The sequence below is a fragment of the Chimaeribacter arupi genome, from assembly GCF_002858805.1.
Classification (GTDB): domain Bacteria; phylum Pseudomonadota; class Gammaproteobacteria; order Enterobacterales; family Enterobacteriaceae; genus Chimaeribacter; species Chimaeribacter arupi.
In genome coordinates this window covers 114,912-125,860 of the sequence record NZ_PJZI01000013.1, presented here as the reverse complement: position 1 = coordinate 125,860, position 10,949 = coordinate 114,912, and the positions used below count along the sequence as shown (strand labels likewise).

9 protein-coding genes are annotated in these 10,949 nt (G+C 57.6%); 6 read left to right on the top strand and 3 right to left on the bottom strand.

From position 1 onward, the window contains the following. Positions 1-212: 212 nt before the first annotated feature. From kduI to CYR52_RS09915, 4 genes are all read left to right on the top strand, one after another. On the top strand, positions 213-1,049 hold the full coding sequence (gene kduI, locus CYR52_RS09930) for a 5-dehydro-4-deoxy-D-glucuronate isomerase (RefSeq protein ID WP_072930987.1): 837 nt from the start codon (positions 213-215) through the stop codon (positions 1,047-1,049). 64 nt (positions 1,050-1,113) lie between these two features. Continuing rightward, positions 1,114-1,875, top strand: coding sequence for a 2-dehydro-3-deoxy-D-gluconate 5-dehydrogenase KduD (gene kduD, locus CYR52_RS09925; protein WP_101828523.1), 762 nt, complete (start codon positions 1,114-1,116; stop codon positions 1,873-1,875). A 186-nt stretch (positions 1,876-2,061) separates the two neighbouring features. Continuing rightward, entirely contained in the window at positions 2,062-2,625 is a 564-nt protein-coding gene (locus CYR52_RS09920) for a metal-dependent hydrolase (RefSeq protein WP_072930990.1), read from the top strand. A 193-nt stretch (positions 2,626-2,818) separates the two neighbouring features. Further along, entirely contained in the window at positions 2,819-4,210 is a 1,392-nt protein-coding gene (locus CYR52_RS09915; RefSeq protein WP_072930992.1) for an L-cystine transporter, read from the top strand. A 68-nt stretch (positions 4,211-4,278) separates the two neighbouring features. Here CYR52_RS09915 and kdgR read toward each other — a convergent pair whose 3' ends face one another. Further along, the gene (gene kdgR, locus CYR52_RS09910; protein WP_072930994.1) at positions 4,279-5,070 is read right to left on the bottom strand and encodes a DNA-binding transcriptional regulator KdgR; all 792 of its coding nucleotides are present in this window, start codon (positions 5,068-5,070) and stop codon (positions 4,279-4,281) included. Positions 5,071-5,350: 280 nt separating this feature from the next. On the opposite strand from kdgR, the gene rhaS reads away from it, so the two are divergent. Together rhaS and CYR52_RS09900 are read left to right on the top strand one after the other, a co-directional pair. Continuing rightward, on the top strand, positions 5,351-6,175 hold the full coding sequence (gene rhaS / locus CYR52_RS09905; RefSeq protein WP_072930995.1) for an HTH-type transcriptional activator RhaS: 825 nt from the start codon (positions 5,351-5,353) through the stop codon (positions 6,173-6,175). 118 nt (positions 6,176-6,293) lie between these two features. Beyond that, positions 6,294-7,670 (top strand): MFS transporter, encoded by a 1,377-nt coding sequence (locus CYR52_RS09900; RefSeq protein ID WP_101828522.1) that lies wholly within the window; start codon positions 6,294-6,296, stop codon positions 7,668-7,670. Between the two features lie 82 nt (positions 7,671-7,752). On the opposite strand, the gene htpX is transcribed toward CYR52_RS09900, so the two are convergent. Further along, complete coding sequence (gene htpX / locus CYR52_RS09895) at positions 7,753-8,634, bottom strand: protease HtpX (RefSeq protein ID WP_101828521.1); 882 nt, start codon at positions 8,632-8,634, stop codon at positions 7,753-7,755. A 263-nt stretch (positions 8,635-8,897) separates the two neighbouring features. After that, entirely contained in the window at positions 8,898-10,937 is a 2,040-nt protein-coding gene (gene prc, locus CYR52_RS09890; protein WP_101828520.1) for a carboxy terminal-processing peptidase, read from the bottom strand. Between the last annotated feature and the right edge of the window lie 12 nt (positions 10,938-10,949).

Below are 10,949 nucleotides of genomic sequence, written 5' to 3'. Positions count from 1 at the left end.
CAAAAGCATGACGCCCTTCAAAAAATAAATAAAACATCATTTCATATTTATTGAATTCACATCCCGCAGGGCTTATGCTTTTTTCAGAACGAGGATGAACCGGGCACACTCCGGAGAGGCGGGCTGTCGCTGCCACGCGGCCTGCCTCTCTGCCCGGTGCATTCCCTCCCACGGGCCTTCGCCCGCTCCGCTACCCCTCAAGAGGCACTGACATGCAAGTCCGTCAAAGCATTCACAGCGAACACGCCAAACACCTCGATACTGCCGGCCTGCGCCGGGAATTCCTGATCGAGAAGATCTTTGAAGACGACACCTACACCATGACCTACAGCCATATCGACCGCATCATCATCGGCGGCATCAAGCCGGTGCAGAACAGCGTCTCGATTGGCGGGGAAGTCGGTAAGCAACTGGGCGTCAGCTATTTCCTTGAGCGCCGGGAACTGGGGGTCATTAACATCGGCGGGCCGGGCCTGATCGTGGTTGATGGTGATACCTTCGAAATCGGCTCTGAAGAAGCGCTTTATGTCGGCAAAGGCGCGAAGGAAGTGGTCTTCAGCAGCGTAGACGCCGCTCGCCCGGCCAAGTTCTATTACAACAGCGCCCCGGCTCACACCACCTTCCCGACCCGTAAAATTACCATGGCGGAAGCCTCGCCCCAGACGCTGGGCGACGATGCCACCAGCAACCGCCGCACCATCAACAAATTCATCGTGCCGGATGTACTGCCGACCTGCCAGCTCACCATGGGGCTGACCAAACTGGCGGACGGCAACCAGTGGAACACCATGCCGTGCCATACCCATGAGCGCCGCATGGAAGTCTACTTCTATTTTGACATGGACGAAGAGACCGCGGTCTTCCATATGATGGGCGAGCCGCAGGAGACACGCCATCTGCTGGTGCACAATGAGCAGGCGGTGATCTCGCCAAGCTGGTCTATCCATGCCGGCGTCGGGACCAAGCGCTATACCTTTATCTGGGGCATGATCGGCGAGAACCAGGTATTTGATGACATGGACCACGTGGCTGTGGCCGATCTGCGCTAACCTGCGCACCTGCCGCTGACGGCATAACCCGCGCCAATCCGGCTGCTGACAAGAGAAGCGAGAGATGATGCTGAATGCGTTTGAACTGAAAGATAAGGTGGCGATGGTCACAGGCTGCAACACCGGCCTGGGCCAGGGCATGGCGCTGGGCCTGGCCCAGGCGGGCTGCGACATTGTGGGCGTTAATATGTCAGAACCCACGGAAACCCGGCAGGCCGTGGAAGCACTGGGGCGACGTTTTCTGACGGTAAAAGCTGACCTGAGCAGCACCGGGGTCATCCCCCCGGTGGTAGAGCAGGCGGTCGCCGCCTTCGGCAGGATCGATATTCTGGTGAATAACGCCGGGATCATCCGCCGTGAAGATGCGCTCTCCTTCACCGAGCAGGACTGGGATGACGTGATGAACGTCAATATCAAAACCGTGTTTTTCCTGTCCCAGGCGGTGGCGCATCAGTTCATTAAACAGGGCAACGGCGGCAAAATCATTAATATCGCTTCCATGCTCTCTTTCCAGGGCGGTATCCGCGTCCCGTCTTATACTGCCTCCAAAAGTGCGGTGATGGGCGTGACCCGGCTGCTGGCCAATGAATGGGCAAAGCACAACATCAACGTCAACGCCATCGCGCCGGGTTACATGGCCACCAACAATACCCAGCAGTTGCGTGACGATGAAGACCGCAGCAAAGCGATCCTGGACCGCATCCCGGCCGGCCGCTGGGGCGTACCGGAAGATATGATGGGGCCGGTGGTGTTCCTGGCGTCCGCGGCGTCGGATTACGTGAACGGCTATACGCTGGCGGTTGACGGCGGCTGGCTGGCACGGTAACGTCTCTGCGCATCACGACAACGCGGCCTCCGGCCGCGTTTTTTTATGCCTGCTGCCCGCCTGCTGTTGTCTGCTTTCATACCCTGGCTGATTGCGCTTGCAAATAGTTACAGGGTAACCGCTTCCGCGCGCCAACATTATGTTTTATACTGGATAAATTACCAGTTTTTCAGTCAGGATTGTCGTATGACTGCCGAAGGGCATCTCATTTTTTCTGTTGCCTGTGCCATTTTTGCCAAAAAGGCAGAACTTTCCCCTGAGCTCGCCCAGGGGGACTGGTGGCATATTATTCCCGGTGCGTTGGTCACCTCGTTGCTGCCGGATATAGACCACCCCAACTCGCTGCTTGGCCAACGTCTGAAATGGCTTTCCCTGCCGATTTCCCGCCTTTGCGGCCACCGGGGGTTTACCCATAGCTTGCTGGCTGTCGCCGGCGGTATTTTCCTGTTCCGCTCCCAGGTGCCGGCTGACTGGGGCATTCCGCTTGATGTGCTGCACGCGATGATCATTGGTTACCTGAGCCATATTATGGCCGACATGCTCACCCCGGCCGGTGTGCCGCTGCTGTGGCCCTGCCGCTGGCGCTTCCGTGTGCCGATCCTGAACAGCCAGCGGGGCAACCAGCTGGAGCGCACGCTTTGCCTGGTGCTGGTGGGGCTGGCGGTCTGGTGGCAGCAAGGGCCGGGCTTTATTGACACCCTCCATCTCCCGGCACTGGGCGAATTTCTGAAGAACATCACCTCAATCTGAATGCCTTATCGCCACTTTGCTTAAATAACGCCCTGAATTGCAGGAAAAGTTATAAGCCATAAGATCTGGTTATAAGCGCCTTTATTGCGGCCTGTTACCCTATGCACAGGCAAAAGTCAGGGTAAACCGTCTGAAAAAAACGGGTGCCCTGAGAATAATGCACTGTTTATTGGAAACTTCTGGAGAGTTGGGTATGAATCTTCCGCTCGTGATTAACGTAGTGGTCTTTATTGCCCTCCTGTGGCTTTTGGCGCAAACCCGCCATAAAGCCTGGAGCCTGGCGAAAAAAGTATTGGTGGGTCTGGTGCTGGGTGTCCTGTTCGGCCTTGGCCTGCAAGCCGTATATGGCTCAGACAGCGAAACCCTGAAAACCTCAATCAGCTGGTTCAACATCGTCGGCAATGGTTATGTGCAACTGCTGCAAATGATCGTCATGCCGCTGGTGTTCGCCTCTATCCTGAGCGCCGTCGCGAAACTGCATAACGCTTCGTCGCTGGGTAAAATCAGTGTGCTGACCATCGGTACCCTGCTGATCACCACCCTGATTGCCGCCCTGGTGGGTGTACTGGTGACCTGGCTGTTCAACCTGACGGCAGATGGCCTGGTGCAGGGTGCGCAGGAGACGGCCCGTCTGGCTGCTTTGCAGACGAATTATGCCGGTAAAGTGGCGGATTTGACCGTCCCGCAACTGCTGCTCTCTTTTGTGCCGAAAAACCCGTTTGCCGAACTGACCGGTGCCAGCCCGACGTCCATCATCAGCGTGGTGATCTTTGCGGCGTTCCTGGGTGTGGCGGCACTGCAACTGCTGAAAGATGACAAAACCAAAGGCGAGCGCGTGCTGGTGGCCATCGATACCCTGCAATCCTGGGTGATGAAGCTGGTGCGCCTGGTGATGAAACTGACGCCGTATGGCGTGCTGGCACTGATGACCAAAGTGGTGGCCGGTTCCAACGTGCAGGACATCATTAAACTCGGCAGCTTCGTGGTCGCGTCGTATCTGGGCCTGGCGATCATGTTTGTGGTTCATGCGCTGTTCCTGGCCGGTGTCGGGGTCAACCCAGGCCGCTTCTTCCGCAAAGTCTGGCCGGTGCTGACCTTCGCCTTTACCAGCCGCTCCAGCGCCGCGACCATCCCGCTGAGCGTGGAAGCGCAAACCCGCCGTCTGGGTATCCCGGAATCCATCGCCAGCTTCTCCGCCTCCTTTGGCGCGACCATCGGGCAGAACGGCTGTGCCGGTCTCTACCCGACCATGCTGGCCGTGATGGTCGCCCCGACCGTGGGCATCAACCCGTTTGACCCGGTCTGGATCGCCACGCTGGTCGGCATCGTGACCCTCAGCTCTGCCGGTGTGGCGGGCGTGGGTGGCGGCGCGACCTTCGCAGCCCTGATTGTGCTGCCGGCGATGGGCCTGCCGGTGACGCTGGTCGCGCTGCTGATCTCCGTCGAACCGCTGATCGATATGGGCCGTACCGCCCTGAACGTCAGCGGCTCCATGACGGCCGGCACCGTGACCAGCCAGCTGATGCGCCAGACGGACAAATCGCTGATGAACGCAGACGAAACGGCAGAGCTGGCGCACCGCTAAGCCTGCTGAGTACGCAGCAAAAAAACCGGCGCTCCAGGCGCCGGTTTTTTTATCAGGTTATCCCGTTATCAGAACGGGTAGTCGTGGTAACCCATTTGCTCGGAGATGTTGCGGGCCGCAGTGTGCAGCATCGCCACATAATCCACTTTCGCCTCTTCCGAGAAGCGGATGGTCGGGAACGACATGCTCAGGCCGGCAATCACCACCCCGAAGCGGTCGAATACCGGCACCGCCAGGCAACGAAGCCCCTCTTCCTGTTCTTCGTTGTCTTCACCGTAACCCTGCTCACGCACCAGATCGAGCACCGGCATCAGCTCATCGGCGCTGCCGACCGTGCGCGTGGTGCTGCGGGTGAACTCCACCTCTTTCAAAATTTCCGCCACGTCCTTGCGATCGCGCCAGGCCAGCAACACTTTGCCGATGGCCGTGCTGTGCAGCGGGTTGCGGCGGCCGATACGCGAATACATGCGCAGGTTGTACATGGAGTCAATTTTATGGATGTAGACGATGCTGTCTTCATCCAGCGCACCGAGGTGGATGGTTTCCCTGGTCAGCTTCGACAGCTCACGCATTTCGATGTCAGCACTGCGGATCAAATCGACGTTTTGCAACGCCTTGGCCCCCAGTTCAAACAACTTCAGCGTCAGCGAATACTTTTCTGACTCCCCTTCCTGCGCCACATAGCCCAGCGACTTCATGGTTTGCAGAAAGCGATAGACGGTGCTTTTGGACATCATCACCCGTTGGGAGAGCTCAGTAATCCCAATTTCCCGCTCCTCACCCAGCGCCTGAAGAATGCCGAACACCTTAAGGACGGAGGACACGGAATCGGGTTGTTTATCAAAATCTGCAATTGCCATAGTTGCCTTACCTTCGCCGGTGCCTGGTTCAGGCCCCCGGTTCAATGGGTTTCAAAAAAATCAGAACAGTAATTCAGTATAAGAGAAATCGCGCACGGTTAGCAATCTACGGGACTTTTACGCCCCTTTCACCCTTTCTTGTGTTCAATCATAAAATATCTCACCGCCGTCACAATTTAATGAAACGCCAGTTTATTTTTTTTATTTATACGTTTTAATTAAAAAACCTACCTAACCGCGGGCCGCCTGTTTTGTGGCCCGGCCAGAGTGAGAGACCCACATGTATACCTTGCGCAGCTATGATTTTTTTCCGCGCCAGGAGGATGCCGTGGCCCTGGCGTTTCGCGAGCCGCAGGAGCCTTTTCCTGAGCATACCCACGATTTCAACGAAATCTTTATTGTGGATGGCGGCAGCGGGTTACACGTCCTGAATGATTTCCCTTACACCATTAACTGCGGCATGTGCTTTTACATTAATGCAGACGATCGCCATCTGTTTGAACAGGTGGATGATTTGCGCCTGGTGAATATTCTTTACCGGCCGAATACTTCCTTTACCTTTATCAAAAACTTCAGCCACCTGCTGCCCTCGCCGGATGACGGGTGCGTCTGGAGCATCAGCCCGGTGCTGAAAAAAGCGCTGAAAAGCCTGCTGGATGAAATGAAACTTCAGGTCGAACAAGAGCCGTTGATTGAGCAGTGCCGCCAGGAGACGCTGTTTTTACGCATCCTGATGCTGCTGCGCCAGGGGCGTTACCGGATTACCCCGGCCGGTTCCAATCAGGACAAGCTGCAACAGATCCTGCTCTACCTGCAACAGAACCCGCAGGATGAGATTAACTGGGAAGCCCTGGCGGAACGCTTTTTTATCACGCCACGCACCCTGCACCGCCAGTTCCTCAGCCATACCGGCCAGACGCCGCAAAAATACCTCAATACCCTGCGGCTGAACCGGGCGAAATACCAGATTCAATCCACGGATGACACGCTGACGGAGATTGCGTTTGCCTGCGGTTTCAGCGACAGCAACAACTTTTCTACCTCGTTTAAAAAAGCGTTTGGCGTCAGCCCCAGCCAGTTACGCAAATCCCTGCAGTATAATTAGCCCCCGGCGGACAGCGGTTGCTTACAAAAAAGAGGCCGCCTGCCGGCATGAAACCCCGCGCTTAAGTAGCCGGCATGTTAATATTTTAAACAAACCTGTTTAACATCAGACCCCTTTCATGACCGCAACTCCTGCTGACGGCTTGCCCGTTCCACAACGTTATGGTGCGATCCTCGCTATCGCCTTGGGTATTATTGTTTCCGTGCTGGACGGGGCCATTGCCAACGTCGCCCTGCCGACCATCGCCAGGGATTTACAGGCAAGCCCGGCGTCATCGATCTGGATTGTGAATGCCTACCAACTGGCGATTACCATCTCCCTGCTCCCGCTCTCCTCGCTGGGGGATATTGTCGGGTACCGCCGGGTGTATCAGGCCGGCCTGCTGGTATTCAGTATTACCTCTGTGTTCTGTGCCCTGTCAGACTCGCTGCTCACCCTGACTATCGCCCGTGTCCTGCAAGGTTTTGGTGCCGCGGCGATCATGAGCGTAAACACGGCGCTGGTGCGCATTATCTATCCACAGCGTTATCTGGGGCGCGGTATTGGCATCAATGCGCTGATTGTCGCCGTCTCTTCGGCGGCCGGGCCGACCGTAGCCTCGGCCATCCTCTCCTTTGCCGCCTGGCCCTGGCTGTTCGCCATTAACCTGCCGATCGGCCTGGTGGCGCTGGCGCTCGGTATGAAGTTTTTACCGGCTAACCTCAGCCGCCGTAAAGGCCAACGCTTTGATGTGCTGAGCGGCATCCTGAATGCCCTGACCTTCGGCTTGCTGATTACTGCGCTGAGCGGCTTTGCCCAGGGGCAGAGCCTGCTGCTGACATTTGGGGAGTTGCTGGCGCTGCTGATTGTCGGGGTGGTGTTTGTGCGGCGGCAATTGAATCAGCCCTTCCCGCTGCTGCCGGTTGATCTGCTGCGTATCCCGATCTTTTCGCTGTCAATCGGCACCTCCCTCTGCTCCTTCAGCGCCCAGATGCTGGCCTTTGTGTCGCTGCCGTTTTTCCTGCAAACCGTATTGGGGCGCAGCGAAGTGGAAACCGGCCTGCTGCTGACGCCCTGGCCGCTGGCGACGATGGTCATTGCCCCCATCGCCGGCAGGCTGGTGGAGCGCTACCATGCAGGGCTGCTGGGCGGCATCGGCCTGATGGTGTTTGCCGCGGGCCTTTTTGCTCTGGCGCTGCTGCCCGCCGCCCCCAGCGATGGTGATATCATCTGGCGGATGATCCTGTGTGGGGCTGGGTTCGGGCTGTTCCAGTCGCCTAACAACCACACTATTATCAGCGCGGCCCCGCGTGAGCGCAGCGGGGGGGCCAGTGGGATGCTCGGCACAGCCCGCCTGCTGGGCCAGACGGCCGGTGCTGCGCTGGTGGCGCTGATGTTCAACCTGTTTTCCCAGGCCGGCACCCATGCCTCACTGCTGCTGGCCGGGTCGCTGGCGGCGGGCGGCGCGCTGGTCAGCTTCCTGCGGATGACCCAGCAAGGCAGCCCGGCCACCTGATGCCTTAAGCGCCGGGCAACCCGCCGGGCTGAAGGCATAAAAAAGCCCCGCACATTGGCGGGGCTTTTTACTATCGGGTAAATCAGTTCAGGTACTGGCCGCTGCGCAGCGCCTCAATCCGTTTATCCAACGGCGGGTGAGACATAAACAGCTCACTGAGCGATTTACTCTTACCATTGATACAGAACGCCATCATGCTGCCCGCTTCCTGCGGCTCATGGCTGGTTTTCAACCGTTGCAGGGCAGCAATCATCTTGTCACGCCCGACCAGCTTGGCCGAACCGGCATCCGCGTGGAATTCACGATGACGGGAGAACCACATGGTGATGATGCTGGCCAGAATACCGAAGACCAGCTCCAGCACGGTTGCCACCGCGAAATAGATCAGCGGGTTGCCGTTGTTGCTGCCCTCTTCTTCACGGTTACCGCCCAGGAACCCAGCCGCCACCTGCGCCAGCAGGCGCGAGATGAAGATAACGAAGGTGTTTACCACCCCCTGAATCAGGGTCATGGTGACCATATCGCCGTTGGCAATGTGGCTGATTTCATGGGCCAGCACCGCTTCCGCTTCTGCCTGGCTCATGTTCTGCAACAGGCCGGTACTCACCGCCACCAGCGAGGCGTCACGCCGGGCACCGGTGGCAAAGGCGTTGATGTCCGCCGCGTGGTAAATCGCCACCTGCGGCATGGCGATACCCGCCTGCTGTGACTGCTGGCGGATGGTGTCGAGCAGCCAGCGCTCGGTGGCGTTACGGGGTTGTTCAATCACTTCGCCGCCGACCGCGCGCAGCGCCATCCATTTGGACATCAGCAGCGAAACCAATGCGCCGCCAAAACCAAACAGCCCGGCCATGATCATTAACCCCATGACACTGCTTGATTGGATCCCTGTCAGGCTGAGTACCAGCCCGAAGACCACCATCACCGCCAGGTTGGTCAGCAGGAATAACGCTATACGCATCATAAAATTGTCACTTCCTCATTGTTGGGATTTTTGCCGTGCAGGCCACATGCCTGCCCCTTGATCGTATGGGCTTGGCGGCATGTTTCAAGCATTACGTGGACTTAAGCTGCTAAAATCACAAAACTTTACAAAATGCAGCGATCTGTGTCGCATTATGAGCAGACTTAACCGAAATCCTCTGCCTTTGCAGCTTAGTGGGGCGATCCCCCGAACAGCAGCCATAAAAAAAGCGCACCGGAGTGCGCTTTTTCAAGGCGGGCTACTTATTTGGCTGCCGCATTCCCTTCAGCGGTTTCCATCTTAGAGAGATCAAGCGCGATGTGCGCCGTCTCATCGAGATACGGATCGGGCTGCTGGTAATCTTTCGGCAGATCGTCGAGCGATTTCAGCGGTTTTTTCCCTTCGCGTTTGAAACGCTCATTGATGCGGTTCAGGCGGATGGCGTCATCTTCGTGGTTCTCTTTTTCGCGCTGGGCAAAATTGAGTGACACGATGTCGCGCTTATCTTTGGTCGCCTTATACTTTTCAATGTCCTGCGCAATGCTCTGGAACTCCGGATCGCCGGCGATACGGTCAGCGTGCGTTTTCAGCAGCGCCGGGACGAACGGTTTCATGTCGCCGGTTTTGCTGTAGGTCGCCGCGTTAATGCTGTCCCACGGCAGGGCATTATCTTCGAACGCTTCCCCGGTTTCCGCCGCCTCGATGCCGGTCGGCATCAGGATGTCCGGCGTGACCCCTTTACGCTGGGTACTGCCGCCGTTGACGCGGTAGAATTTCTGGATGGTGTACTGCACCGACCCCAGCGCCGGCCACTCAGGGCGCAGCATCTGGTCATAGATGCGGTTCAGCGAACGGTACTGCTGCACGGTACCTTTCCCGAAGGTCGGTTCACCCACAATCAGCGCGCGGCCGTAATCCTGCATGGCGGCAGCGAAAATCTCAGATGCCGAGGCGCTGAAGCGGTCAACCAGCACCACCAGCGGCCCTTTGTAATAGACCACGCCGTCGGTGTCGCTGTCTTCACGCACCTTGCCGTTGTTATCACGCACCTGCACCACCGGGCCGCTAGGAATAAACAGGCCGGAGAGCGAAACCGCCTCGGTCAGTGCGCCGCCGCCGTTGGTCCGCAGGTCGATCACCAGACTGGTGACGTGCTGTTTTTCCATCTTCTGCAACTGCACTTTGACGTCATCCGTCAGGCCCACGTAGAAACCGGGGATGTCCATCACGGCGACTTTCTGCTTGCCGAGAGTCTTCACCGTCATCTTCACGGCGCGGTCTTCCAGGCGGATGCGCTCACGCGTCAGGGTCACGGTGCGGGTTTTGGTGCCCTTCCCGGCCGGTAACACTTCCAGGCGCACTTTGCTGCCTTTTGGCCCTTTAATCAGCGCGACCACGTCATCCAGACGCCAGCCAATCACGTCCACCACCGGTTTGCCGCTCTGGCCCACCCCGACTATCCGATCGCCCACGGTGATGTTTTTGCTTTTCGCCGCCGGGCCGCCCGGTACCATCGAATTAATGACGGTGTAGTCATCATCCTGCTGCAGCACAGCACCGATGCCTTCCAGTGACAGGCTCATCTCGGTATTGAACTGCTCAGTGTTGCGCGGGGACAGGTAGTTGGTGTGCGGATCAATCTCATGCGCAAAGGCATTCATGATCAGCTGGAACACATCTTCGCTGTTGCTCTGCGCCAGTCGCTTAATCGCGAAATGGTAGCGCTTGCTGAGCACATCACGGATCTCTTTCTCGTCTTTGCCGGTAAGCTTGAGGTTCAGCTCGTCATATTTGACTTTGGCATCCCACAGGCTGTTCAGCTCATTGATGTCCTTCGGCCAGGGCGCTTTGCTGCGGTCGAGGTCAATGGTGTCATTGCCGGTGAAGTCCATGGGTCTGGCCAGCACCGTCAATGCGTATTGGAAGCGTTCAAACCGGCGTTTCTGCGCCAGGTTGAACAGGGCATAGGCGGTGTCGAGCTTGCCGGTTTTCAGCTCCTCGCCCATGCTGGTTTTTTTGTCCGCAAACTGCGCCACATCTGCCGCCATCAACACGTTATGGTTGAAGTCCAGCATATTGAGGTAGCGATCGAAGATTTTCGCGGAGAAGTTCTCATCCAGGTCAAACTGACGGTAATGAGAACGGGTGAAACGCGCCGTCACACGTTCGCTGACGGTGGCGTCCTGCGGCTCCTGCTGGAGCTGAGGCAGCGTTTCAAGCGTCACGGGGGCCTCATTGGCAAAGCTTACGCCCGCCAGAAACAGGCCCGCCGCGATGGCGGTAACTCTGACAAATTTGTTCATGCCTGGGTTGGC

What these genes read in the sequence shown, in the direction of transcription:
- kduI (WP_072930987.1), top strand. Translation starts at nt 213, where the DNA reads ATGCAAGTCCGTCAAAGCATTCACAGCGAACACGCCAAACACCTCGAT.
- kduD (WP_101828523.1), top strand. Translation starts at nt 1,114, where the DNA reads ATGATGCTGAATGCGTTTGAACTGAAAGATAAGGTGGCGATGGTCACA.
- CYR52_RS09920 (WP_072930990.1), top strand. Translation starts at nt 2,062, where the DNA reads ATGACTGCCGAAGGGCATCTCATTTTTTCTGTTGCCTGTGCCATTTTT.
- CYR52_RS09915 (WP_072930992.1), top strand. Translation starts at nt 2,819, where the DNA reads ATGAATCTTCCGCTCGTGATTAACGTAGTGGTCTTTATTGCCCTCCTG.
- kdgR (WP_072930994.1), bottom strand. Translation starts at nt 5,070, where the DNA reads ATGGCAATTGCAGATTTTGATAAACAACCCGATTCCGTGTCCTCCGTC.
- rhaS (WP_072930995.1), top strand. Translation starts at nt 5,351, where the DNA reads ATGTATACCTTGCGCAGCTATGATTTTTTTCCGCGCCAGGAGGATGCC.
- CYR52_RS09900 (WP_101828522.1), top strand. Translation starts at nt 6,294, where the DNA reads ATGACCGCAACTCCTGCTGACGGCTTGCCCGTTCCACAACGTTATGGT.
- htpX (WP_101828521.1), bottom strand. Translation starts at nt 8,634, where the DNA reads ATGATGCGTATAGCGTTATTCCTGCTGACCAACCTGGCGGTGATGGTG.
- prc (WP_101828520.1), bottom strand. Translation starts at nt 10,937, where the DNA reads ATGAACAAATTTGTCAGAGTTACCGCCATCGCGGCGGGCCTGTTTCTG.